The sequence below is a fragment of the Ensifer sp. LC384 genome, assembly GCF_001695865.1.
Classification (GTDB): domain Bacteria; phylum Pseudomonadota; class Alphaproteobacteria; order Rhizobiales; family Rhizobiaceae; genus Ensifer.
In genome coordinates, this window is sequence record NZ_MBST01000034.1 from 141923 (window position 1) to 167653 (window position 25731).

Genomic DNA, 25731 nt, shown 5'->3' on the forward strand with positions numbered 1-25731 from the left:
CCTTGTCCCGAGTACAGCATGACAAAACGTCCCTTCGAACAACTGCCTCTGGCATTCGACCACGACCCGGCAACGGGTCGTGAGGATCTGCTCGTTTCCGACCGGTTGAGCGCGGCGATCGCGATCGTCGATCACTGGCCCGACTGGCCGTCGCCCGTCGTCATCATCGCCGGCCCGGTCGGCTCCGGAAAGTCGCATCTCGCCAGCATCTGGAAGGAGAGGGCGGGCGCGCGGACGATCCACCCGGTAGCGGACTCGGACGCCGCACTGATCGCCGCCGAAGGTCCTGTCCTGTTCGAGGATGCCGACCGCCAGGGCTTCGACGACACCACGCTGTTTCATGTCATCAACAGCGTTCGTGAGCACGGCACCGGTCTCTTGATGACCTCGCGCCTGTGGCCGATGTCCTGGCCGGTCGCGCTTCCGGACCTGCGCTCGCGCCTCAAGGCGGCAACCGTCGTCGAAATCGGCGAGCCCGATGACGAACTGTTGACGCAGGTGCTGATCAAGCTCTTTGCCGATCGCCAGCTTTTCATCGATGAACGGCTCGTCGGCTTTATCGTCCAGCGCATGGAGCGCTCGCTTGAGGCTGCCCAGACGATCGTCGAGCGTATCGATCGGCTGGCGCTTGCGCGTGGCGTAAAGCTGACCCGGCCGCTTGCCGCCGAAGTCCTGGAAGAGCTTGGAAATCAACGCCATTCCGATTGACTGTCACAGTTCCGTCGTCAAACTGTTATAGTTCCTGCCTGCGGCGAAATGGGGTCTGATCAGCAATGGATAATGCGACGTCTGCGGTGAACGAGAACAAGCAGCCGGCGGAGGACGTCGATCTGCTCTCCAGCCCGGAGCGGTTCATCAATCGCGAATTCTCGTGGCTGCAGTTCAATCGCCGCGTGCTGGAGGAGACGCTGAACACGGCGCATCCGCTGCTGGAGCGTGTCCGCTTCCTGTCGATCTCGGCCGCCAACCTCGACGAATTCTTCATGGTGCGCGTCGCTGGCCTCGAGGGCCAGGTGCGTCAGGGGCTGGCCATGCGGTCGCCGGACGGCAAGACGCCGGCCGAGCAGCTCGAAGACATTCTCAAGGAAATCGACAACCTGCAGATGGAACAGCAGGCGTCGCTCGCGGTGCTGCAGCAGTATCTCGCCAAGGAAGATATCCTGATCGTCCGTCCGGCATCCTTGTCGGCGCAGGACAAGAGCTGGCTTGCCAACGAATTTGACCAGTCGATCTTTCCGGTGCTGACGCCGCTGTCGATCGATCCGGCGCACCCGTTCCCGTTCATCCCGAACCTCGGCTTCTCGATGGGCCTGCAGCTCGTCAGCAAGACGGGCCGCGAACCGATGACGGCGCTCTTGCGCCTTCCGGTGGCGCTCGACCGCTTCATCCGTCTTCCCGACGTCAAGAATGTCATCCGTTACATCACGCTCGAAGACATGGTCAGCCAGTTTATCGATCGGCTGTTCCCGGGCTATGAGGTCAAGGGCTCGGGCACGTTCCGCATCATCAGAGACAGCGATATCGAAGTCGAGGAAGAGGCCGAAGATCTCGTGCGCTTCTTCGAAACGGCACTGAAGCGCCGCCGCCGCGGTTCGGTGATCCGCATCGAGCTCGATTCGGAAATGCCCGCTTCGCTGCGTCAGTTCGTGGTTCAGGAGTTGAGCGTTCCGGAAAACCGCGTCGCCGTCCTGCCGGGGCTGCTGGCGCTGAACACGCTGTCGGAAATCACCAAGGCGCCGCGCGACGATCTGCGCTTCGAGCCCTACAATCCGCGCTTTCCCGAGCGCGTGCGCGAACACGCCGGCGACTGTTTTGCCGCGATCCGCGAAAAGGACATGGTGGTCCACCATCCCTACGAATCCTTCGACGTCGTGGTGCAGTTCCTGCTGCAGGCGGCGCGCGATCCTGAAGTGGTCGCCATCAAGCAGACGCTCTACCGGACCTCGAACGACAGCCCGATCGTGCGGGCGCTCGTCGATGCGGCTGAAGCCGGAAAGTCCGTGACGGCGCTGGTCGAGCTCAAGGCCCGTTTCGACGAGGAAGCCAACATCCGCTGGGCGCGCGACCTGGAACGTGCCGGCGTGCAGGTGGTGTTCGGCTTCATCGAACTCAAGACCCACGCCAAGATGTCGATGGTGGTGCGCCGCGAGGAGGGCCGGTTGCGGACCTATTGCCACCTCGGCACCGGCAACTACCACCCGGTCACGGCGAAGATCTACACCGACCTGTCGTTCTTCACCTGCAACCCGGTCATCGCCCACGACATGGCGAACATCTTCAATTTCATCACCGGCTACGGCGAGCCGGAAGCCGGCATGAAGCTGGCGGTCTCGCCGCACACGCTGCGGCCCCGCATCCTTAGGCATATCGATGAGGAGATCGAGCACGCCAAGGCCGGCCGGCCGGCGGCGATCTGGATGAAGATGAACTCGCTCGTCGATCCCGAAATCATCGACGCCCTCTACAAGGCAAGCCGTGCAGGCGTCGAAGTCGATCTCGTGGTGCGCGGTATCTGCTGCCTGAGGCCGCAGGTGCCGGGCCTCTCCGACAATATTCGCGTCAAGTCCATCGTCGGCAGATTCCTCGAACATTCCCGCATATTCTGCTTCGGCAACGGTCACGGCCTTCCATCGGAAAATGCGCTTGTCTATATCGGCTCGGCGGATATGATGCCGCGCAATCTGGACCGGCGGGTTGAGACGCTTGTGCCTCTTATCAACCGGACTGTGCACGAACAGGTACTTTCGCAGATTATGCTGGGCAATCTCATCGACAACCAGCAGAGCTACGAAATTCTTCCCGACGGCACGTCTCGCCGGATGGAAGTCGGCAAGGATGCCGAGCCTTTCAACGCGCAGCACTATTTCATGACCAACCCCAGCCTCTCGGGCCGGGGTGAAGCCCTGAAGTCCAGTGCACCGAAGCTGATTGCCGGCTGGAAGAGCAGCTGGCGCAAGTAAACTGGAATTGCATGGTCGAATCTGAAGCGCAGGGGCGTCTGCCCGGCATCCGCCCGGTCTCCGTTGTGGATATCGGTTCGAACTCCATTCGCCTTGTCGTCTACGAAGGCCTGAGCCGCGCTCCGGCCATGCTGTTCAACGAGAAGGTCATGTGCGGTCTGGGCAAGGGCATCGATGCCACCGGACGCATGGACGAGGAGAGCGTCGAGCGCGCTCTCCGGGCGCTGCATCGCTTTCATGCGCTGTCGCAGCAGGCGCGTGCGACCTCCATGTATGTTGTGGCAACTGCGGCCGCCCGCGAGGCGAGCAACGGACCGGCTTTCATCGAGAAGGCCGAGGCCATCCTCGGCCACAAGGTCCGCATCCTGACCGGCGAAGAGGAAGCCTATTTCTCCGCCATGGGTATCGTCAGCGGTTACCACGATCCCGATGGGGTGGTCGGCGACCTTGGCGGCGGCTCGCTGGAACTGGTCGAGGTCAGCGGCAAGAAGATCGGCAAGGGCATTACGCTGCCGCTCGGGGGTATCCGCCTCTTCGAGCACAGCGGCGGTTCGCTGCCGAAGGCCCGCACCTGGGTGCGCAAATTCATGAAGAGCTCGCCGGTGCTGAAGACGGGTGCCGCCCGCACCTTTTATGCCGTCGGCGGTACCTGGCGCTCGATCGCCAAGCTGCACATGGAAATCCGCAACTATCCGCTGCACATGATGCAGGGCTACGAGATTTCCTATGACGAGGCGATGACGCTGCTGCCGGAGGTCATCGAGCCGAAGAACATCAAGCCGTCAGCCTACGCGACGATCTCCAAGAGCCGCCGCAGCCTGCTTCCCTTCGGCGCCATTGCGATGCAGGAGGCACTGTCGATCATGAAGCCGGAGCGGATTTCGTTCTCGGCGCTCGGCGTGCGCGAAGGCTACCTCTTCTCGCTGCTGAACGAGAACGAGCGTGCGCAGGATCCGCTGCTGACCGCTGCCGGCGAAATCGCCATCCTGCGCGCGCGTTCGCCGGAGCACGCGCGCGAACTTGCAGACTGGACCGGCCGCATGGTGCCGTTCTTCGGTATCGACGAAACCGAAGAGGAAAGCCGCTATCGCCAGGCCGCCTGCCTGCTTGCCGATATCAGCTGGCGCGCACATCCGGACTATCGCGGTCTGCAGGCGCTGAACATCATCGCCCACTCGACCTTTTCCGGCATCACCCATGCCGGGCGTGCCTATATCGCGCTTGCCAATTATTATCGCTTCGAAGGCCTGAGCGACGATGGCGCGACCGGCGCGCTGACCGGCATTACCACGCCGCGGCTGCTGGAACTGGCGAAGCTGCTCGGCGGCCTGCTGCGCGTCGCCTATCTGTTCTCGGCGTCGATGCCGGGTGTTGCGAAAAATCTGACCTTCCGCAAATCGTCTCTGCCGGATGTCGACCTGGAGATCGTCGTGCCTGCGGCCTATTCGGAATTTGCCGGCGAGCGCCTCGACGGGCGGCTGCAGCAGCTGGGTAGGCTGACGGGCAGGAGATTGGCGTTCTGCTTCGAGAGCTGAACGCATGCTTTCTTTGACGAAGGGCGCGCGGACGAAAACCCGCGCGCCCTTTTTTGATTATTCCGCCTTCAGGAATTCGCCGACTTCGAGCAGAACGAACTCGTTGTCGTCAGCCTTATCAAGCGCACGGCCGGCCGAGAACGGCAGGTTGTCGTCGTTGCCGACGATGATGTGCGTGTCATCGACGCGGTCGACGTTTTCGATCGTCACGAACGGCATGTCGTAATAGCCGTCGCCGCCGCCCTGGCGCTTCTTGTTGTCCGGGTCGGCGATCTTCAACAGGTCGATGTAGCCGATCTTGCGCACGGCCTTGCCGACATTGCTGTCATCGAAGGCAATCTTGTAGACACGCTTCACCTTCGAGCCGACGGCAAAGCAATCCGGCTTCGGATCCTTCGGGTCTGCGCAGGCCTTGTCGAGCGTGCCGGCGCCATTGTCGCGCTCGATCACCAGTGCGGTCTTGTCGTCGAGCATGTTGAAATCGCCGATCGCCTCACCGCCTTCGGCCAGCGGGTAGAGCCAGCTGCGGCCCGTCCAGGCTTTGCTGGCGACATCCAGTTCGATGACGCGCAGGGCCGGACGGCCGTCGGCCTGTTCGACGGTTTCGCTGTCGGTCCAGATCGGGCCTTCGAGCAGGCCGTAGAGCTTGGTGCCGTCCTTCGACAGCGCCATGCCTTCGTAGCCGCCGGAGCGTTTCAGGTTGAAGGCGGGCGTCTTCTTCGACGGGTCGCTCTGCAGCGTCAGGGTCGGATTGTCGGGCGACATCACCGGCTTGCCGTTGACGGTCGTCGCGATGACGTCGGTCAGCTTGCCGTCGACATCGAATTTCAGGATGTAGGGACCGAATTCCTCGCCGACCCAGAAACCGTCGGCGACTGGCTGGATGGACTCGACGTCGAAGTCGGCACCGGTCAGGTAGCGCTTGTCGGAGCCTTCCATGACGATCGGGAAGGGGGCCTTGCGGTCCGGATCGGTGAGGAACAGGGTTTTCAGCGCTTCGACCTTGCCGGCGTCCCAGTCCATCTTCACATGGTGGAGCATCAGCATCGCATCGGTCGAGTTCAATTTGCTGCCGAAGCCGTTGTCGGAAAGGCTCCAGAAGGTGCCGTCTTCCATGGCCTTGATGCCGGAGAAGCCCTGCATCGGCTGGCCGTTGAACGGCAGCGAAAGGCCGGTCGGGCGCACGCCATCCTTGCCGGGCACGGTGCCGATTGCCTCGGCGCGCTTGCGGTCTGCGGTGGTGAACTTGCCTGACGTTTTCAGATATTCCGGCGCGTCGGACGGGGCTGCCAGGATCGTGTTTGCCGGCAGGATCGCGTGTGCCTTAAGCGTCGCCGGGAAAGCCTTTTCCTCAGCCAGGACGGCCGTCGTCATCAAAAGTGTGAGCGCCGCAGTGGCGAGAAGCGTTTTGGTCATGAAAGTCACCATGGGTTGGATGCCAAAGTACGCGAACCCGATAGGCGGCTTTGATGACGGTTGGGTGATGCTTGGCTTACAGGGCGGTGAAGCTTTGATGACAGGGCATCGCCGTCAGCCCGCAAGCGCCAGGCTTGCCCATCGCCCGGGCGTCACACCATAGGCACGCTTGAAATGACGGGTGAAATGGGCCTGGTCGGCAAAGCCGGTTTCCATCGCCGCCCCCGCCAGGCTGTGGCCGGTGGCAATCATCCGGCGCGCCTGCTCCAGCCGCCGCATCAGGAGGTAGCGGTGCGGGCTGGTGCCGAGAACCTTTCGGAATTGGCGGGCGAGCGTGAAACGATCGAGGCCGCTGACGGCTTCGAGTTCCTGCGAGCCGACCGGGCGCTCGAGGTTGGCCCTGAGATAGTCCGTCGCTTTGAACACCGCCCGTTTCGCCGACCTGCCGGCAGGCTTAGCTGTCGTGCCAGCATGGCGGCACAATCCCTCGGCGATGCGGGTGAGAATGTCGTCGAGGGCCAGTTCGTCTAGGCCGCCGTCGAGATCCATAACGGCCTCGCCGATTGCCTGGCGCAGGGCCACGTCGCCGACAACAGGTGCGGCGATGAAAGGCAAGGCTCCGCCGCTATCACCAAGGGCTGCGATCAATCGCTCCGGCTGCAGGTACATCATCCGGTAGCGAAGCGTCGCCTCCGTTCCCGCGCCGCCGTCGTGCACCTCGTCGGGGTGAATGATGATGATGCTCCCGGGCGTGCTGTAGCGGCTCTCGCCGCGATACTGGAAGGTCTGGATGCCGCCGAGCGTTACGCCGAGCGCATAGGTGTCGTGGCGATGCGGCTCGAAGACCTTGCCGTGCAGCCGCGCCTCGATGCGCTCGATGCCGTCCACCGGAGCGGCGATGCGGATCCCGTCGCCGGGCGATCCGCACAATCGTTCAAGATCGATGGCCGCGTCCTCGGCTAAGGCCTCTTCGGGCACGCCCTGATGTCCTGAAATGGAGATACCCGTCATGTTCGACACCAAGTTCGCGATCGTGTTGCGCGAGGATCTGGCCACCTGGCAGAAACTGAATGTCACCGCATTTCTGGCCACCGGCATCGCCGGGCAGAAACCGGCGATCATCGGTGAAACCTATCGCGATGGTGCCGGTAACGTCTACAACGCTCTGAGCGTTCAGCCGATCATCGTGTTATCGGCAGATGGTGCGACGCTCGGCAATATTCAACGCCGCGCGATCGAAAGAGAGATTCGAACCTCGATCTATGTCGATGCTATGTTTTCGACGGGCCACGACAGCGCCAACCGCGCGGTCTTCGCCGAAACGCGGCCTGACGAAGCGAAGGTCGCCGGCATCGCCATTCATGCCGACAAGAAGCTGGTCGACAAGATTACCAAGGGGGCGAAGCTGCACGGTTGAAAGTTAGCTGGACGCCAGCTGCGGCGCTGGCGTACCCCCAGCCCGAAGCGCCAGCACACCGAGCTTCTGTCCGCGTCCTTTGACGGCGTGCTCGCCAAGATCTTCCACCCGGACATAGTGCGGTAGCCGCATCTTGCGGGCGAGGTCGGTGGAAATCAGTACCTGATGGTTCAACGTCTTGCAGAAGCCTTCAAGCCGGGCCGTTGTGTTCACCGTATCGCCGAAATAGGTGATCTTGTGCTTGTCGACGCCGATTTCGGCCGCAACGATCGTGCCGCCGTGCAGCGCTGCCCGCAGGCGCGGAACCTCGCCGAACTCCTTGCGCCACCGGTGGCTCTCGGCCTCGATGGCGTCGAGAATATCAAAGACGCAGTGAACGCACGCTGCATTGTTGACGGCGCGGTCAAACGGCCAGGTGATGATTGCGGCGTCACCAACATAGTCGTCGATAGAGCCACGGTATCGCAGCACCGGGTCGGCAAGCGTGGCAAAGAGCTTGCCGAGATACTCCTGCATTCTCAGATCACCGTTGCGCTCGGCGTAGGACGTCGATCCGGCAAGATCGAGAAAGAGGAACACGCGTTCTTCCTGGATCGGCTTGCGGTATCGGCCGGTCAACAGGCTGAGGAAGACGTCCCGGCCCAACAACTCCCGCACGCGAAGAATGAAAACCAACGGTCCCGCGATCGCGAAGGTGAAGAGAAGCACGGTGCTCGATGGCACCAGGGAGTCGAACCAGTCCTCGCGCAGGTGCCCCGTCATTTGCATGATCAGGCCGGCCAAGGCGTAGCCGACGTCGATCAAGATGAAGTAGACGGCAAGGGACGCAAGAAAGAAGATCGGCGTCGAGAAGGAATGGATCTTGCGGTAGAGCCGCCGGAAAATGATGTGGCGCTCAAAGGCGAGGATCGGCATGCAGATGAAGACCGCATAGGTGGCTCCGATCAGGCCGCCGCCACCGAAGGTGACCCAGGCATAGAGCGCGCCAGCGCTGCCGACGATCAGCAGCAGCAAAATTCCTTCGAACGTGGAGAAACGCCAGCGCATGCGAAAAGAGCCTCGAAACCGGACAGCGAAGAAAGAGCGCGTCGGCGAACCTGCCTGGTACCGTCACGCGTCAGCGCGCTGATGTCTGCTCGCCGCGATTGCGAATCAGTCCCGCTGCAGGGCCTTGGCTAGAGCCGGATTCGGGCGGAAAATTGTTTCCGCCCGCCGTTTTTCAATCGCCGATTTCCATCGCTTCGATCTTCTTGTCGACGAAGCGAAGAGCCACTTCACCATTGATCAATTTCAGTGCCGTATCGCCGAACAGCTCGCGCCGCCAGCCCTTGAGCGCGCCGACGTCGGCCTTTTCGCCCTCGGCGGCGATCTTGTCGAGATCGTCGCTGTTGGCGATGATCTTGGCAGCCACGCCCTGCTTCTCGGCAATCAGCTTCAAGAGCACCTTCAGCATTTCGGTGGCGGCGGCCGCACCTTCGGGCGTGTGGTTCTGCCGCGGCAGCTTTGGCAGTTCGGTCTTGGGGATGGCAAGCGCCTCGTTGACCGCCTCGATCAGCGCCGCCCCGGCGCTCGAGCGTTCCCAGCCCTTCGGGATGGTGCGCAGCCGCGCCATCGCCTCGGAGTCCTTCGGCTGCTGTTGAGCGACTTCGTAGATTGCGTCGTCCTTGAGGATGCGCCCGCGGGGGACGTTGCGATTGCGCGCCTCGCGCTCACGCCAGGCGGCGACCTTCTGGAGGACCGCGAGCTCGATCGGCTTCTTGACGCGCATCTTCAGGCGCTGCCAGGCATCATCAGGGTGCAGGTCGTAGGTGTCGCGCGCTTCGAGGATGGCCATTTCCTCAGAAAGCCACAGCGAACGGCCTTCGCGCTCGAGCTGCGTGTTCAGGTACTGATAGATGTCGCGCAGATGCGTGACATCGGCCAGCGCGTAATCGAGCTGTTTGTCCGTCAGCGGCCGGCGGCTCCAATCGGTGAAGCGCGAGGACTTGTCGATCTGCTCACCCTTGATGCGGTTGACGAGCTGGTCATAGGAGACGCTGTCGCCGAAGCCGCAGACCATGGCTGCGACCTGGGTGTCGAAAATCGGGTGCGGGATCAGATTGCCGAGATGGAAAATGATCTCGATATCCTGACGCGCTGCGTGAAACACCTTGATCACATCAGGGTTGGCCATCAGCGCGAAGAACGGCGTGAGGTCGATGCCCTTGGCCATCGGATCGACGATGACCGCCATATCCGGGTTCGCCATCTGGATCAGGCAAAGCTCCGGCCAGAAGGTGGTCTCGCGGAGGAATTCCGTGTCGATCGTAATATAATTTGAGCGGGCCAACTGCTGGCAGGCGGCCTCGAGATCTGCGGTTGTTTCAATCATCGGAGTTAAATCACTGTGGCAAAAATGCGGCTATGTTTTTCGTGTAGCCCTTCGTGCCATCTGTCACAATGGAAATTCTCAAACGACCTTGAAATAACCCGTCATACCGGTCTTCTGGTGCTCGATGATGTGGCAATGGAACACCCAATCGCCAGGATTGTCGGCAACGAGCGCGATTTCCGCCTGTTCGTCGGGCAAAAGCAGGATGGTGTCCGTCGGCGGCGGCAGGAAGGTCCGCTTGTTCGAGTTGAGAATGCGGAAGCTCATGCCGTGCAGGTGGATCGGATGGGCGTGCGGCGTCCGGTTGGCGATCTGCAGGACATAGCTCCTGCCGAGCTTCATTTCCTCGATCGGTGCGATCGGATCGGGCGTGTCGCCCGGCCACGGCACCTTGTTGATCGCCCAGAAGGTGTAACCGAGCGAGCCGCAGATCGACGGTGTCGCCTTATGTTCGGCCGTGGCCGTCAGTTCGATCGGAACGCGGGTGGCAACCGAAAGGTCTGCCTCGGCGATAGGATTGGCGGGAAGGGGGGGAACATCGCGGATATCGCGCTTCAAGGATGGGCCTGTTGCGCGGAAACTGGCGATCGTCCAGGGATGCGAGCCACGCAGGTTGCCGAGCTTCACCGTGGCACCTTCGCTGTCCGGCATCCGCACGACGAGATCGATACGCTGGCCCGGACCGACGTCGTAGCGGTCGAGCGGGAAGGGTTTGTCGACCGGGTTTGCGTCAAGCGCGACGACCATGGCGTCTGCCCCTTCCAGGCCGACCGTATAGATCCGTGTGACATCCGTCGCCGCGATACGGACCCGCACGAGGCCGCCGGCGGGCGCATCGTAGCTCGGCTCCTGCTGCCAGTTCGCGGTACGAACCGTGCCGTAGGTGCCGCCGCGCGCGGCATCCCTGGGCTTGAACGGGTCGATGAAGGCGCCGCCCTTGCCGAGCCGCCAGTCGCGCAGGTTCAGCACGATCTCGGCGTCGAATGCCGGATCTTCCGGGTTTTCGACGACGATGACGCCGGTCAGCCCGCTTCCCATCTGCGTCAGCGTGTTGCAGTGGGGGTGATACCAGAAGGTGCCGGCATCCGGCGGCGTGAAGACATAGTCGAAGGGATCGCCGGGATAGACATAGGGCTGCGTCATCTCCGGCACGCCGTCCATCGCATTGGCAATCCGAAGCCCGTGCCAGTGCACGGTCGTCGGCTCGTCGAGCCTGTTGACCAGCCGCGCGGCATAGGGTGCGCCCATGCGCATCCGCAAGACAGGCGGCATGCCGTTGCTGGCGGTATCCCCCAGCCCGTAGGTCATGACCTTGGGTGTCACGCCGTCGGCGGTTATCCGTGCCTCAGCCAGTTGTGCCGTCAGGATCTGCGGGTCCGGTGCCGCGCCGGCGCGCGCCGCCATGCCGGCGCCAAAGGCGAAAGCGCCGCCCAAAGCGGCGGAGCCCTGGAGGAAAGTGCGGCGGCTGATCAGCGGCATTTTTTGCAATCTCGGCAACTGGATAGGACGACAGGTCGGTTCTAAACCTGATCGCCGCAATCAGCAATTCTCTCGCACAGCCACATCTTGCCGCAGGCGCTTCAGTCGTCCTTGCGGCTGTGGTTGCCGCCCGCGAGCTTGTTGAAGAAGGACGAGGTCCGCAGCAGGCTGCGGAATGGCATGGCGCGCGCTTCTGCGGGAACGCCGCCGCGCGCTGTCATGCGTCTGACCGTGTAGAGCATGAAGAGGAAGAGGATTGCGGCCGTATAGATGAACAGCGCCTGCGGGCCGAAGATTTCAAGCAGGAACGAGGCAAACAGCGGGCCGATGATGGCGCCCAGCGACCAGAAGAACAGCATGCCGGCTGACACCAGAGCGTGCTGACCTTCCGCCGCGTGGTCGTTGGCATGGGCCGAGCAGAGCGAGTAAAGCGGCATCGCGAAGGCGCCGAATAGGAAGATGCCGGCGAAATTGAGCCACTCGTCGTTGCCGGCGCCAAAGGCGAGGAAAAGTCCGGCGAGCAACGACCCGAAGGTGGCAATCAGGATGATCAGCCGCCGGTCGATCTGGTCGGAATAATGACCGAGCGGATATTGCAGCACGACGCCGCCGATGATGCCGGCGCTCATGAAGGTGGCGATCGCCGTCACCGAGAGACCGATCCCCTGCGCGTAGATGGGCCCCAGCGAGCGGAAGGCGGCGTTGGTGAGGCCCACCACGATGCAGCCGACAGTCGCGAGCGGTGAGATGTTCCAGAGCGCCTTGACGTCGAAGCGGATCGCTTCCGGCGCCACCGGGCTCGACCGATCGGCAAAGGAAATCGGCACAAGCGACAATGTCAGTGCCATCGAGATGATCGCGAAGAGTTCGAAGCCGCCGATGCCGACGCCGGGAATGACATATTGCGCCGCGGTGACCGAGCCGAGATCGACAAGGCGGTAGACGGAAAGCGTGCGCGCGCGATTCGTATTGGTGACGCTGGCATTCAGCCAACTCTCGACGGTGGCGAAAAGGCAGGCGAAGCAGATGCCGGCGACAAGCCGCATCAGGAACCACATCAGCGGGTTGATGACGAGCACCATGGCGATCGCCGCCGCCGACGCGATGGCCGCCATCGCCGAGAACGTGCGGATATGACCGATGGCGCGCAGGATGCGGGTGACGTAGACGCAGCCGAGCGCGAAGCCGATGTTGTAGCCGGTGCCGATGACGCCGATCAATGACGTCGAGAAACCTTCTTCGAGTGCCCGCAGCGAGATGAATGTGCCCTGCAGTCCATTGCCGCCGATGAGGATGCCTGCGGTGACGAGAAGCGGAATGAGCGGACGAATTTGCGACATGGGGCAGGCGGCTTCCGAATGGTGCTCGCGAGTCGGGATGAAGGCGGACCCATTATGTGTAGCGGCGCATTCCGGTGGCGCACAGTCGCGAATTGTGACGATAACCGTTCTTTTCGCGTCGTTTGGCAGATCATGTCGCGAACAGCGCGTATTGATACGTGGTTTTCGGCGCTTAATCGATGGCGCTGGCGAAGGGACGACGGACGTCTCGGCTTGACAAAGCCGGCGCATCATGCGCTTTTCCGCCCGATTTTGATCATGTTGCCGCGCGCCGTTCCGGCCTGCGCGGCGCTTTGCAATTCCGGGATAACACGATGCACCGCTACCGCAGCCACACCTGTGCCGCCCTCCGCAAGTCGGATGTCGGCTCCACCGTTCGCCTTTCCGGCTGGGTCCACCGCGTCCGCGACCATGGCGGCCTGCTCTTCATCGACCTGCGCGATCACTACGGCATCACCCAGGTCGTCGCCGATCCCGATAGCCCCGCCTTCAAGGCCGCCGAGACTGTCCGCGGTGAATGGGTTGTCCGTATCGACGGCCTCGTCAAGGCACGCATGGACGACACCGTCAACAAGGGTATGCCGACTGGCGAAATCGAGCTCTATGCCCAGGAGATCGAAGTTCTCTCGGCTGCCAAGGAACTGCCGCTGCCGGTATTCGGCGAGCCGGACTACCCTGAAGACGTTCGCCTGAAGTACCGCTTCCTCGACCTGCGCCGCGACACGCTGCACAAGAACATCGTCAAGCGCACGCAGATCATCTCGTCGATGCGCCGCCACATGGGCGACGTCGGCTTCACCGAATACACGACCCCGATCCTGACGGCTTCGTCGCCGGAAGGTGCGCGCGACTTCCTCGTGCCGTCGCGCATCCATCCCGGTAGCTTCTACGCCCTGCCGCAGGCACCGCAGCAGTACAAGCAGCTGTTGATGGTGGCCGGTTTCGACCGCTACTTCCAGATCGCGCCCTGCTTCCGCGATGAAGATCCGCGTGCCGACCGCCTGCCGGGCGAATTCTACCAGCTCGACCTCGAAATGAGCTTCGTCGAGCAGGAAGACGTCTGGTCGACGATGGAACCGGTGATCCGCGAGATCTTCGTCGAGTTTGCCGATGGCAAGCCGGTGACGGAAAAGTTCCCGCGCATTCCTTACGATACGGCGATCCGCAAATATGGCTCCGACAAGCCGGACCTGCGCAACCCGATCGAGATGCAGGCGGTCACCGAGCACTTTGACGGCTCCGGCTTCAAGGTCTTCGCCAACATGATCGCTTCGAACCCGAAGGTGGAAGTCTGGGCAATCCCGGCTAAGACCGGTGGTTCGCGCGCGTTCTGCGACCGCATGAACGCCTGGGCCCAGAGCCAGGGCCAGCCGGGTCTCGGCTACATCTTCTGGCGCAAGGAAGGCGAGAAGCTCGAAGGCGCCGGCCCACTTGCCAAGAACATCGGAGAGGAGCGCACCGATGCGATCCGCACCCAGCTCGGCCTCGATGATGGCGATGCCTGCTTCTTCGTCGCCGGCGATCCCACGAAATTCTACAAGTTCGCAGGCGAAGCCCGCACGCGGGCAGGCGAGGAACTGAACCTCGTCGACCGCGACCGCTACGAGTTCTGCTGGATCGTCGACTTCCCGTTCTACGAATGGCTTGAAGACGAAAAGAAGATCGACTTTGCCCATAACCCCTTCTCGATGCCGCAGGGCGGTCTTGAAGCGCTGAACGGCGAAGATCCGCTTTCGATCAAGGCCTACCAGTACGACATGGTCTGCAACGGCTTCGAAATCGCGTCCGGCTCGATCCGTAACCAGCTGCCGGAAGTCATGGTCAAGGCGTTCGAGCTGACCGGCAAGTCGCAGCAGGAAGTGGAAGAACAGTTCGGCGGTCTCTACCGCGCGTTCCAGTATGGTGCACCTCCGCACGGCGGCATGGCTTTCGGTATCGACCGCATTGTCATGCTGCTGGTCGGCGCGAAGAACCTTCGCGAGATCTCGATCTTCCCGATGAATCAGCAGGCCGTCGATCTGCTGATGGGTGCGCCATCCGAGGCGACGTCGGCCCAGCTGCGCGAGCTGGCGCTTCGCCCGATCCCGCAGAAGAAAGACTAAGGTCCAAGGGGCCGAGAAACAAAAGACCCGGCGGTAACCACCGCCGGGTCTTTTCATTTTGTACTGCCCGGGGACTCACGGCTTGGCGTAGACGGCGTCGCGCACATCTCTGGTAAACTGTCCCCACATGCCTTCGAACGCCGTGTTGGTCAGCGCCACGACGGTGATGTTCTTGACCGGATCGACGAACCAGTTGTGGCCATAGGCACCGCCCCACTGGATCGTGCCCTTCGACTGCTGCGTGCCGGCCGTGGAGGGATCGACGAGTACGGCCCAGCCGTAGCCGAAGCCCCAACCCGGACCCTGCGTCTCCGCCTTGGGGCCTGTCTGATCCTGCATCATCGTCTTCACCGTCTCGGGCGAGAGCAACGGGCCGCCGCCTTTGCGGATCGTTTCCAGGAACGTCAGCAGATCGTTTGCCGTGCCGGCCATGCCGGCGCCGCCCGATGGAAATGCTTTATCGTCGAGGATGCGGTCTGGCGAAAAGGTCAGCTTGCCTTCGCCGATGGGCACGGCAGCGTCACCTTGCATGCGCACAGGGGCGGGCGAGCCGTCGAAGTAGGCGGCGGTCAACCTGTCCGTCGGCTTCACGGAAAAGCCGGTGTCGGCCAAAGCCAAGGGCGTCACGACCAGTTCATCGACGGCCTTGTCCAGCGTCTTGCCGCTTGCCTTCTCGATAAGGCCACCGAGTACGTCGATCGCCACGGAATAGCGCCAGGCCTCACCGGGCCGTGATGCGAGCGGCACACTGGCGATGCGCTTCAAGTTCTCGTCTAGGGTGATACCGGAAAGATCGAGCCCGTCTGAAACGCCGGCCTTTGCGTAGGAACCATCAGGAGGCTGGAAGAAGCCGTATTCCAGCCCTGCCGTATGGTTGAGAAGGTGGCGTACCAGGATCGGCACCTCCTTGCCTTCGAAGCTGGGGCGGAAATCCGGCAGCCATTTGCTGACCGGATCGTCGAGCTTGATGCGCCCCTGTTCGACGAGCCGCATCGCAGCCACGGTCACCAACGGCTTCGTCACCGAGGCAAAACGGAAGATGTCGTCCTGGCGCGCAGTGCGGTTTGCCTCGCGGTCGGCAAGGCCTGCGGCTCTGGCGTAAACAAGCTCACCGTCGCGGGCGACGAGAACGACCGTGCCGACAATGCGCTTTTCGGCGATTGCGCGGTCGATTACCGGATCGAGCTGGGCTTTGAGCGCCGATTGGCCGGGATCATCTGCGAGCGCGGGAAAGGCGAGCAGCGCCGACAGCAGGGCAGCGCTTTTGAGGTGGAGACTCATCGTGGAAAACCTCCTATAATCACAATGGCCGTTCCTGAATATGTCAGGTGCGAGCATAATTCTAGAGTGATCATTGTGGAAAATAGCAATTCCTTAGAATCTCCTACTCGTCGGCGCGGTCGTCCGCGCGCTTTCGACCGGGATGTTGCGCTTGCCGCCGCCGGTCAAACCTTCTGGCGGCTCGGTTATGAAGGGGCGTCGATCGCCGACCTCACCGCAGCCATGGGTATCACGCCGCAGAGCCTCTATGCGGCCTTCGTGTCGAAGGCGGACCTCTATCGCGAGGCGCTCGAGCGCTACCGACAGGAGGAGGGGGCCGCGGCCGGCCGAAGCCTGAATGGGGAGGGGCATGTTGTCGATGTCGTTGCCAAGCTGCTTCGGGTTTCCGCACACGAGTTTTCGGTGCCCGGTCGGCCGAAAGGCTGCATGATCTCGACCGCCGTCTTGACCTGCGCAGTCGAAAACGACGTGATCGCCCGCCACGTGACGGCCCTTCGCAACCAGACGCTCTCCGCCCTGGAGACGCGGCTTCGTCGCGGGATCGAAGAAGGGGAGTTGCGCGGGCATACGGACGCGGCTGGACTTGCCCGCTTCATCGGCGCGATTCTGCAAGGAATGACCGTGCAGGCGCAGGACGGAGCCGGCGAGGCGGATCTGCTGTCGATTGCCGAGTTTGCCAGCGACGAGGTCGCGCGCCACCGGCATCCTGTCGTCTGAGCCGAACGCCGCCGGGCTCCTGGGTCTGTTCCGCGCCAGATGGCAGCCTATTGCGCTTTTACAGCGCCGCGCGTCAAATATGACGCGCTAAGGACGCTGTAACACTTTAAACTTGCTGCATAATTTATCCTTAAATCGATTCCGATTTAAGGAATTATGCAGTAGGCTCGCCTTGCAGCGCCGCGCGTCTATTTAGACGCGCAAAGGTCGCTGTAACACTTTGAGTTGCTGCATAATTTCGTCCTTAAATCGAATCCGATTTAGGAATTATGCAGTAGGAGTTTAGAAGTCCATGCCGGAGCCGGTTGGCAGTTGTGCGGCACCATCCTTCTTCGGCTTTTCGGCGATCATCGCCTCTGTCGTCACCAGGAGCCCGGCGACGGAGGCGGCGTCCTGCAGAGCGGCGCGCACGACCTTGGCCGGATCGATGACGCCCATCTTGAACAGATCGCCATATTCGCCCGTCTGGGCATTCCAGCCATAGGCGAAGTCGGTTTTCTCACGTAGCTTGCCGACGATGATCGACCCCTCGGCGCCGGCGTTCTCGGCGATCTGGCGCACCGGCACCTCGATTGCGCGCCTGACGATGTCGACGCCGACGCGCTGTTCGGCATTGGCGGTCTTGATACCATCAAGCGTGTTGACGACTCGAAGCAGGGCGACGCCGCCGCCAGGCAATATGCCTTCCTCGACGGCCGCACGTGTGGCATGCAGCGCGTCATCGACCCGGTCCTTCTTTTCCTTCACCTCGACCTCGGTCGAGCCGCCGACACGGATCACGGCAACACCGCCGGAGAGCTTGGCAAGCCGTTCCTGCAGTTTCTCCCGGTCGTAGTCGGAGGTGCTTTCCTCGATCTGCGCCTTGAGTTGGCTGACGCGGCCGCTGATGTCGGCTTTGGTGCCCGCGCCATCGACGATCGTGGTGTTGTCCTTTTCGATCATCACGCGTTTGGCGCGGCCCAGCGTTTCCAAGGTCACATTCTCAAGCTTGATGCCGACGTCTTCGGAAACCACCGTGCCGCCGGTCAGGACCGCGATGTCCTCGAGGATCGCCTTGCGCCGGTCGCCGAAACCCGGCGCCTTGACGGCAGCGATCTTGAGGCCGCCACGCAGCTTGTTGACGACAAGCGTTGCCAGTGCCTCGCCTTCGACGTCCTCGGCGATGATCAGCAGCGGGCGGCTCGCCTGGATGACCGATTCGAGGATCGGGATCATTGCCTGCAGGTTGGAGAGCTTCTTCTCGTGGATGAGGATGTAGGGATCTTCGAACTCGACCCGCATCTTCTCCTGGTCGGTGATGAAATAGGGCGAGAGATAGCCGCGATCGAATTGCATGCCCTCGACGATTTCGAGCTCGATCTCGGCGGTCTTGGCCTCCTCGACCGTGATCACGCCTTCGTTGCCGACCCTTTCCATCGCCTTGGCGAGATATCGTCCGATCTCCGTGTCGCCATTGGCGGAGATGGTGCCGACCTGCGCGATCTCCTCGTTGTTGGCGATCTTGCGGGCGCGGACCTTGAGCTCTGCGACGATGGCGTCCACCGCGAGGTCTATGCCGCGCTTGAGGTCCATGGGGTTCATGCCGGAGGCGATCGCCTTGACGCCTTCCTTGACGATCGCCTGCGCGAGCACGGTTGCCGTCGTGGTGCCGTCGCCGGCGACATCGCTGGTGCGCGATGCCACCACGCGCAGCATCTGGGCGCCCATGTTTTCGAACTTGTCGTCGAGTTCGATTTCCTTGGCAACGGAAACGCCATCTTTGGTGATGCGCGGGGCGCCAAAGGATCTTTCGATGACGACGTTCCGCCCCTTCGGGCCGAGCGTCACTTTCACGGCATTGGCAAGGATATCCACGCCGCGCAGCATGCGGTCGCGGGCGTCGCTACTGAACTTGACTTCCTTGGCTGTCATTGTCGGCCTCCCTCAACACAAAACTCGCAGTCACGTGGCCGCCATCGCGAAATGGCCCTGACGTTACCGATGGTCATCAGATCTATCTCTTCGGACGCTCCAGCGCCCAAAAAACTATTCTTCGCCCTCGTCGGGCGTCAGGATGTCGATCAATGCGGCGACGCGCCCAGCCGGCAGATGTCGTCCTTCGCCGATCAGCGCTTCGTCGTTGTTAACCCAGGCGATCGCTTCCGCGAGTTCGGCTGCCGTCGCCCCGGTGGCCAGCAGCTCGGCCATCAGCGTTTCGTCGACCGGGCCAAGAATGGCGGTGATATCCGCATGTTTCAGTCCCATGGCGTTCTCCTTCCGTGTGATCGGTCAGGAATGTGGGATGGAATCTCTCCTCCAGACAAATCTAGATAGGCGACGGTTCGCGGGCATCAAGCCGAGCGATCATAACATGGAACGCACGCGCGCGGAAAAGCGCAGCGATGGTCGCCGGGAACCGCGCAGTACGGGATGGCCGGACAAAACCCGGTTCAAGTCTCATGCTTGTTCGTCATGCTGAAAAAAGATGCAGTCGCTCGCGAGAGACGTGTGAGTAGTAGTGGCCGCGCAGACTGGGGACGCAAGGCAGCTGAAACAAATCGGCCCATAGAAAGGCAGGCTTTCAACCGAAAAGGACCGAGCGACAAGAACCTGACACTTGCACGGCCATGTACTTCAGCATGGGAGTGTCAGTTTGATCATTCGTTCAACCGGCGAGGTCGACACCGAGCGCCGATACTACTGCATAATTCCTTAAATCGGAATCGATTTAAGGAATTATGCAGTAACTCAAAGTGTTACAGCGACCTTTGCGCGTCTAAATAGACGCGCCGCGCTGTAAAACGCCGGCGACTTCGAGGACAACAAGGTCTTGCGAAGTCGCCGGCGCTGATTGTCAGGCCAGGGCTTTAACGATCAATCGTTTGCCGTCACCTTGACGCCGAGCACCGACGGGATGGTGTTCGGTGCGCCCACTGCCGCGCCCATGATCATCGGGAACGGAACTGGCTTTTCCGGTGCGGCGCTGATCGTCAGGCTCTTCGGGCCGTCGAGGTAGGTGTTGACCGCGGCCGATACCTGGTTCTGCAGTTCCGGCACGTTGAGCTGGGCCATCATCAGCGGCACCAGGCCCTTCAGCGACTGCGCCAGCTGGTCGCCGGTAACGCCCTGCTGCGAACCGGCGTAGTCGAGCGCCTTCTTGGTGATCGAGGCGTCGTCGAAGCGGATCTCGGCACTGTTGAAGGTCAGCTGCTGCATCAGCCCCATCATCGCCAGGCCCATCGCCTGGTTGGCCTCTTCCTTGTTCGGGTTGGCTTCGGCGGTCTTCATGGCTTCCTGCAGCGACTTCATGAAGGCGAGCGTGTAGCCGGAGATGTCGACGGCGAGGTTCAGGCGGCCGACGTTCTTGAAGTCGAAGGCATATTCCTCAAGCGCGACATTGCCGCTTTCGAGCTCCCAGCTGCCCTTCATCGTCACGGCGCCATCGAGCTTGGTCAAGCCGAGCTTTTCGATGGCTTCCTTGGACTTGGGGTCCTCGACGCCGGAAAGATCTGCCTTGAGGCCGGCAGCCGTTGCGTCGAAGTCAAAGCCGGCATCATTTTCCTGGCGGGCGAGGTTGGCTTCGCTGCTTTCCAGCGAGAAGACCTCCTTGTCCTTGACGCTGAGCGTGATCGGGCCGGTGCTGGCGCTTTCGTAGAGCAGGATATCGTCGAGCGTGCCGCCGGCCGGATTGGCGGGAATCGAAAGGCCTGCAATGAGGATATCCTTGGCGGCGAAGCTGCCTTCGTCCTGCTTGACGTTTATGTCAGGGAAGGAAACCGTTTCGGCGTAGTAGCCGCCACCTTCGGTTTCCTCGACGCCTTCGAAGGTAATGTCGCCGATCTTCAGCGCATCGCCGGGCTGGCCGGCGAGCTTGATCTGGACGCCCGAGGCAGTGACCGTGTCGCCGCTGACTTCGGCCTTGTCGAAGGTAAGCGTGGTGCCGTTCGAGCTGGTCGCCGCATCAAGCTTCTTCATCAGGTCCGCGCCATCCAGCGCGAAGGCCGGGCCGGCGAGGGTCAGGAGTGCGGCGCTGGCCATCATCAGGCGGATCTTGCGCGTATGCATCATTGTGGAGTTCCTTCGTGAAAATATCTGATTGTTTAGCTGTTTCGAAGATGCGGCGTCGCTAATCTGGTTCATATCGGCAAGCTGCGTCAACTGAGGCGGACAGCCGTGTCGGCAGGCGAAATATGCCATGCCTGCGGCCCCATCCTTCCGCCAGTTCGCGTCCCGCAATAGCCCCCTCGCAAATCATCCAAATCAACAGCAGCCGAACCTAATACGAAACAGGGCGAAATTATATTCGCTCGGTGAAATCACACAGGTTCCGCCCCCGGATGCTTTCCAGGACGTTACCGACGCCGATCGCTCACTCATGGCATAACCGTTTAAGCGTTGCACGAACATTGCAGCGCCCGGTCTGCGCCGTTCAATAGCGCGTCGCTGCCCCCAAGCGGTTCTCCACAGCGCGATCCCCTGAAATCCTTGATGTTCCGGGTTTGTTGCGCTAGCAAGAACACATGGGACAAAGCCTTACTCCCCCGTCTGGCGGGGATGATCATATTCAGCCGGTTGACCTGAAGGCGGCGCTGGAAGAGCGTTACCTTGCCTATGCCTTGTCGACCATCATGCATCGTGCGCTTCCGGACGTTCGCGACGGCCTGAAGCCGGTGCATCGGCGCATCGTTCATGCCATGAGCGAGATGGGGCTCAGGCCCAACACCTCGTTCAAGAAATGCGCCCGCATCGTCGGCGACGTCATGGGTAAGTTCCACCCGCACGGCGACGCCTCGATCTACGACGCATTGGTGCGCCTCTCCCAGGAGTTCGCCATCCGATACCCGCTCGTGGACGGGCAGGGCAACTTCGGCAATATCGACGGCGATAACGCCGCCGCCATGCGCTACACCGAAGCGAAGATGACCGACGTCGCCTCGCTGCTGCTGGAAGGTATCGATCAGGACGCGGTGGACTTTCGTCCCACCTATAACGAGGAAGACCAGGAGCCTACCGTGCTTCCCGGCGCCTTCCCGAACCTGCTTGCCAATGGCGCGACCGGCATTGCCGTCGGCATGGCGACATCGATCCCGCCGCACAACGCGCATGAGCTGTGCGACGCGGCGCTGCATCTGATCCGTCATCCCGAGGCAACCGTCGAGGATCTTCTCTACGATCCCGCCAACCCGCAAAAGGGCGGTATCGAGGGGCCGGATTTCCCGACCGGCGGCATCATCGTCGAGAGCCGTTCGAGCATGGCCGAGTCTTATCGCACCGGTCGCGGCGGCTTTCGCGTAAGGGCGCGCTGGGTTTCGGAGGAGCTTGGTCGCGGCGGCTATCAGATCGTCATCACCGAGATCCCCTATCAGGTCCAGAAGTCGCGGCTGATCGAGAAGATCGCCGAGCTGCTCGTCGCGCGCAAACTGCCACTGCTGGAAGATATCAGGGACGAATCGGCTGAAGATATCCGCATCGTGCTGGTGCCGAAGAGCCGTTCGGTCGATGCCGGGATCCTGATGGAATCGCTCTTCAAGCTCACCGAGCTTGAAAGCCGCATCCCGCTCAACATGAACGTATTGTCGATGGGGCGCGTGCCGCGCGTCATGGCGCTCAACGAAGTGCTGACGGAGTGGCTCGCCCATCGCCGCGATGTGCTGCAGCGTCGCTCGCGCCATCGGTTGGCTGCGATCGATCGCCGCCTCGAAATCCTCGGCGGATATCTCGTCGCCTATCTCAATATCGACGAGGTCATCCGGATCATTCGCGAGGAGGATGAGCCGAAGGTCACGATGATGGAGCGGTTTTCGCTCACGGACCTCCAGGCCGAGTCGATCCTCAACATGCGGCTGCGCTCTTTGCGCAAGCTGGAAGAATTCGAGATCCGCACCGAGTTCGATGCGCTGTCGAAGGAAAAGGCCGAGATCGAGGCACTGCTCGCCTCCGAGGAGAAGCAATGGCAGACTGTCGCCTGGGAAATCGGCGAGGTGAAGAAGAAATTCGCCAAGGCGACCGAGATCGGCAAGCGTCGCAGCACCTTTGCCGACGCGCCTGACGCCGACATTGAAGCCATCCAGCAGGCGATGATCGAGAAGGAACCGATCACTGTCGTCATCTCCGAAAAGGGCTGGATCCGTGCGCTGAAGGGCCACATCTCCGATACCTCGACGCTGCAGTTCAAGGAGGGGGATGCGCTGAAGGTCGCGTTTCCGGCCCAGACGACCGACAAGATCCTCGTCTTCACGACGGGCGGTAAGGTCTACACGCTCGGCGGTGACAAGCTGCCCGGTGGCCGCGGTCATGGCGAACCCTTGCGCATTATCGTCGACATGGAAAACGACCAGGACGTGCTGACGGCGTTCGTGCACGATCCGGCGAGAAAGCTCATCGTTTCGTCGGCGGCGGGCAATGGCTTCGTTGTTGCCGAGGGCGATATCGTTGCCAATACCCGCAAGGGCAAGCAGGTGATGAACGTCGCCATGCCCGACGAAGCCAAGCTGGTCGTGCCGGTCAAGGGCGACCACGTCGCGGTGGTCGGGGAAAACCGCAAGATGCTCGTCTTCCCGCTGGTGCAGATTCCGGAAATGGCGCGCGGCAAGGGTGTCCGACTGCAGCGCTACAAGGATGGCGGTATCTCCGACATCCGCTGCTTTGCGATTGCGGACGGTCTCGTCTGGGAGGACAGCGCTGGCCGCGTCTTTACCAAGAGCAAGGACGAACTGATCGAGTGGCTGGCCGATCGTGCCTCTGCCGGCCGCGTCGTGCCGAAGGGCTTCCCGCGCAGCGGCAAGTTCAGCGGCTGATTCATCGCTCCCTGCGCGGCTCGGTTGCGCAGGCTTGTTACCCGGATTCTGCCTAAGCGATCTGAAAATTAGTCGAATGCCCCGTTTTCGGCGCTTGAAAGCAACGTGCGGTCGTGGATCAATAATCATCCCAACAGGATGAAGACGATGCCGAATTCTGCAGCCCTTGACGACATTCTCCTCGCGCTCGCAAATCCGGTTCGCCGGCGGATATTCGAAATATTGCTCGGCGGTGAGACCCGGGTCGTCGAGGTGGCCGCCGCCGTCGCTGTCACGCCTGATGCGCTCGAGCAGCATCTGCGCATCCTTGAGGAGGCCTGCCTGGTTTCGCGGCTGCCTGCCCGCGATGGGGAGGCCGTATGCGGCAATCCCGCGCCTCTTGATGTCGCTGCCGCATGGATCGACATGAACCGCGAGCTCTGGTCGATGCACGTCCAGGTTCCGAGTTCTTCGGAGGCCGATAGAACGCCAACCTGACGATCGCGCTTGGCGGATATCTTTGCCACCCCGAGGCGGTCGCGATCTATTCGGGGCAGGGCAACGCTGCGCGCGCGGCCCGGCTGCGCACCTGCCAGAGAGAGTGGCCGATCAGCGCAAAGATCAGGATTGCGCCGCCGGCAAGCGTCTGCGTCGTCGGGCTTTCGGCGAAGACGAGCCAGACCCAGATCGGCGCCAGGATGGTCTCGAGCAGATAGAACATGCCCACTTCCGGGGCTGACAGGAAGCGTGGCCCTGTCGCCAGACAGAAGAACGCAAGCGGGATCATCACCAGGCCGTTGAACAGGATATATTCCGGAGCCGCGATCGAGAAGCCGCCGGCCGGCAGGAGCAGAAGCGCGACTGCCGCCGGGAAAATGGCGGTCACCAGCGGCACCAAGGCCATGTCGCGGCCGCTTGCCCGGCTGATGGTGATGGCGCTGGCAAGCAGGAAGGCCGAACTCGCCGCCATCGCGTCACCGAAGAGATGTCCGCTCTCAAGCCCGTCCTGCACGATCAGCCCGACGCCGATCACCATGGCTGCCATTGTCACCAGCGTTGCGTTGGAGGGGCGTTCCTTCAGGAAAATCCAGGAGAGCAGCGCGGCGAACATCGATGTGAAGGCAAGAATGAAGACGACGTTTGCCGTCGACGTGTTGAAGACGGCCAGCAGGAACGTGCACGAATTGATGCCGTAGAACAGGCCGACGACGAGCCCGGCCTTGCCCGGAATGAGCGAGATCTTGCGGCCAAGCAGCCCATTGATCACGAACCATGCCAAAAGCCCGATGAAGAAGGTCGAAAGGCTTCGCACGGCGAGCAGCGACCAGACCTCTCCGCCGGCGGAGCGGATGAGCGGAATGTCGAAGGAGAGAGCAAGGCCGCCAAGGCCGGTGATGGCAAGTCCGCGCCGGTGTAGCGCGGCATCAGTGGTAGGGCTCAATTTTCAATCCGTTTTCGTGGGGGGTGTTTCGGAGTCAGCGTCAGAGCCATCGTAACGCTCCCAGCCGCGCGGCATAAGGTGCTCCTGCGGCAAAAATTTCGTCTTGTATCCCATCTTGCGCGAACCCTTGACCCAATAGCCGAGGTAGACGTGCGGGAGGCCGCGCTCCTTGGCGCGCCGGATATGATCGAGAATCATGAAGGTGCCGAGCGAGCGGTCTTCATGTGCCGGGTCGAAGAAGGAATAGACCATCGAAAGCCCATCGCCCATGCGGTCGGTCAGCGCCGTCGCAATCAGCGGCCCGCGGGCCCTCTCGCTGATGCCGTCGCCTTCGACCCTCAGCCGGTATTCGATGATCTTCGTGTGCACATGCGTGTCCTCGACCATCATCGCATAGTCGAGAACCGACATGTCGGACATGCCGCCTTTTTGATGCCGTCGGTCAAGGTAGCGGCGGAAGAGGTTGTACTGTTCGCTCGATGGTTCGGCCGGGTATTCCGACGAGATCACGTCGCTGTTGGTCGCAAGCACGCGGCGCATCGACCGGCTCGGCGAGAATTCGTTGGCGAGAATGCGAACGGAAATGCAGGCGCGACAGGTTTCGCAGGCGGGCCGATAGGCGATGTTCTGCGAGCGGCGGAAACCGCCCTGGGTCAGGAGGTCGTTAAGTTCCGGTGCGCGCTCGCCCACCATGTGGGTAAACACCTTTCGCTCCATCTCGTTCGGCAGATATGGGCAGGCTGCCGGTGCAGTGAGATAGAATTGCGGAGACGGTGTTGTCTGTGTGTTCATCGAGTGCGGCGGTCACTCTTCGCGCGGTTGTTCATGACAATAGCATGGCGGAAGAATGGAAAACGTCAACTCACACGTTTGGGGCGGTTGCCCCTTGCGAGTGGATTGTTCGTTGTCGATTGGCT

Annotated in this window: 20 protein-coding genes; 8 read left to right on the top strand and 12 right to left on the bottom strand. The window is 61.9% G+C overall.

Features of this window, described 5'->3' with window-relative positions; all coding sequences use genetic code 11:
• The first annotated feature begins 18 nt into the window (after positions 1-18).
• The 3 genes from hdaA to ppx all read left to right on the top strand — a co-directional run bounded on the left by hdaA (position 19) and on the right by ppx (position 4495).
• Positions 19-708, top strand: a complete 690-nt coding sequence (gene hdaA, locus BC363_RS22690) for a DnaA regulatory inactivator HdaA (protein WP_065787212.1) — start codon at positions 19-21, stop codon at positions 706-708.
• Positions 709-773: 65 nt separating this feature from the next.
• Complete coding sequence (locus tag BC363_RS22695) at positions 774-2960, top strand: RNA degradosome polyphosphate kinase (RefSeq protein WP_065787211.1); 2187 nt, start codon at positions 774-776, stop codon at positions 2958-2960.
• 11 nt (positions 2961-2971) lie between these two features.
• Positions 2972-4495, top strand: coding sequence for an exopolyphosphatase (gene ppx / locus BC363_RS22700; protein WP_065787210.1), 1524 nt, complete (start codon positions 2972-2974; stop codon positions 4493-4495).
• A 57-nt stretch (positions 4496-4552) separates the two neighbouring features.
• Here ppx and BC363_RS22705 read toward each other — a convergent pair whose 3' ends face one another.
• Positions 4553-5911 carry an esterase-like activity of phytase family protein gene (locus BC363_RS22705; RefSeq protein ID WP_065787345.1) on the bottom strand — a complete coding sequence of 453 codons (1359 nt, stop codon included), beginning with the start codon at positions 5909-5911 and terminating at the stop codon, positions 4553-4555.
• 114 nt (positions 5912-6025) lie between these two features.
• Entirely contained in the window at positions 6026-6922 is an 897-nt protein-coding gene (locus tag BC363_RS22710) for an AraC family transcriptional regulator (RefSeq protein WP_083223766.1), read from the bottom strand.
• Between BC363_RS22710 and BC363_RS22715 the strand changes: the two genes are divergently transcribed.
• Complete coding sequence (locus BC363_RS22715; RefSeq protein WP_065787209.1) at positions 6921-7328, top strand: DUF2000 family protein; 408 nt, start codon at positions 6921-6923, stop codon at positions 7326-7328. The two genes, BC363_RS22710 and BC363_RS22715, sit on opposite strands and share 2 nt — an antisense overlap.
• A gap of 3 nt (positions 7329-7331) precedes the next feature.
• On the opposite strand, the gene BC363_RS22720 is transcribed toward BC363_RS22715, so the two are convergent.
• From BC363_RS22720 to BC363_RS22735, 4 genes are all read right to left on the bottom strand, one after another.
• On the bottom strand, positions 7332-8375 hold the full coding sequence (locus BC363_RS22720) for an adenylate/guanylate cyclase domain-containing protein (protein ID WP_065787208.1): 1044 nt from the start codon (positions 8373-8375) through the stop codon (positions 7332-7334).
• Positions 8376-8547: 172 nt separating this feature from the next.
• A complete protein-coding gene (rnd, locus tag BC363_RS22725) occupies positions 8548-9699 on the bottom strand; it encodes a ribonuclease D (protein WP_065787207.1) in 1152 nt (383 codons plus the stop codon).
• Between the two features lie 78 nt (positions 9700-9777).
• Entirely contained in the window at positions 9778-11178 is a 1401-nt protein-coding gene (locus BC363_RS22730; protein WP_065787206.1) for a multicopper oxidase family protein, read from the bottom strand.
• 101 nt (positions 11179-11279) lie between these two features.
• Entirely contained in the window at positions 11280-12518 is a 1239-nt protein-coding gene (locus BC363_RS22735; RefSeq protein WP_065787205.1) for an MFS transporter, read from the bottom strand.
• Positions 12519-12832: 314 nt separating this feature from the next.
• On the opposite strand from BC363_RS22735, the gene aspS reads away from it, so the two are divergent.
• On the top strand, positions 12833-14620 hold the full coding sequence (aspS, locus tag BC363_RS22740; RefSeq protein ID WP_065787204.1) for an aspartate--tRNA ligase: 1788 nt from the start codon (positions 12833-12835) through the stop codon (positions 14618-14620).
• A gap of 75 nt (positions 14621-14695) precedes the next feature.
• Here aspS and BC363_RS22745 read toward each other — a convergent pair whose 3' ends face one another.
• On the bottom strand, positions 14696-15901 hold the full coding sequence (locus tag BC363_RS22745; protein WP_083223765.1) for a serine hydrolase domain-containing protein: 1206 nt from the start codon (positions 15899-15901) through the stop codon (positions 14696-14698).
• Positions 15902-15967: 66 nt separating this feature from the next.
• On the opposite strand from BC363_RS22745, the gene BC363_RS22750 reads away from it, so the two are divergent.
• The gene (locus tag BC363_RS22750; RefSeq protein ID WP_065787203.1) at positions 15968-16618 is read left to right on the top strand and encodes a TetR/AcrR family transcriptional regulator; all 651 of its coding nucleotides are present in this window, start codon (positions 15968-15970) and stop codon (positions 16616-16618) included.
• Positions 16619-16900: 282 nt separating this feature from the next.
• On the opposite strand, the gene groL is transcribed toward BC363_RS22750, so the two are convergent.
• From groL to BC363_RS22765, 3 genes are all read right to left on the bottom strand, one after another.
• Positions 16901-18529, bottom strand: a complete 1629-nt coding sequence (gene groL, locus BC363_RS22755; RefSeq protein WP_065787202.1) for a chaperonin GroEL — start codon at positions 18527-18529, stop codon at positions 16901-16903.
• Between the two features lie 114 nt (positions 18530-18643).
• Positions 18644-18862, bottom strand: coding sequence for a hypothetical protein (locus BC363_RS22760; RefSeq protein WP_065787201.1), 219 nt, complete (start codon positions 18860-18862; stop codon positions 18644-18646).
• Between the two features lie 609 nt (positions 18863-19471).
• Positions 19472-20665, bottom strand: a complete 1194-nt coding sequence (locus BC363_RS22765) for a hypothetical protein (RefSeq protein ID WP_065787200.1) — start codon at positions 20663-20665, stop codon at positions 19472-19474.
• Between the two features lie 452 nt (positions 20666-21117).
• Between BC363_RS22765 and parC the strand changes: the two genes are divergently transcribed.
• Positions 21118-23394, top strand: coding sequence for a DNA topoisomerase IV subunit A (gene parC, locus BC363_RS22770; protein WP_065787199.1), 2277 nt, complete (start codon positions 21118-21120; stop codon positions 23392-23394).
• A 138-nt stretch (positions 23395-23532) separates the two neighbouring features.
• Positions 23533-23871, top strand: a complete 339-nt coding sequence (locus BC363_RS22775) for a helix-turn-helix domain-containing protein (RefSeq protein ID WP_065787198.1) — start codon at positions 23533-23535, stop codon at positions 23869-23871.
• 46 nt (positions 23872-23917) lie between these two features.
• Here BC363_RS22775 and BC363_RS22780 read toward each other — a convergent pair whose 3' ends face one another.
• Both BC363_RS22780 and BC363_RS22785 read right to left on the bottom strand, forming a co-directional pair.
• Positions 23918-24814, bottom strand: coding sequence for a DMT family transporter (locus BC363_RS22780; protein ID WP_065787197.1), 897 nt, complete (start codon positions 24812-24814; stop codon positions 23918-23920).
• A 3-nt stretch (positions 24815-24817) separates the two neighbouring features.
• Positions 24818-25606, bottom strand: a complete 789-nt coding sequence (locus tag BC363_RS22785; protein ID WP_065787196.1) for an arginyltransferase — start codon at positions 25604-25606, stop codon at positions 24818-24820.
• Positions 25607-25731 lie beyond the last annotated feature (125 nt).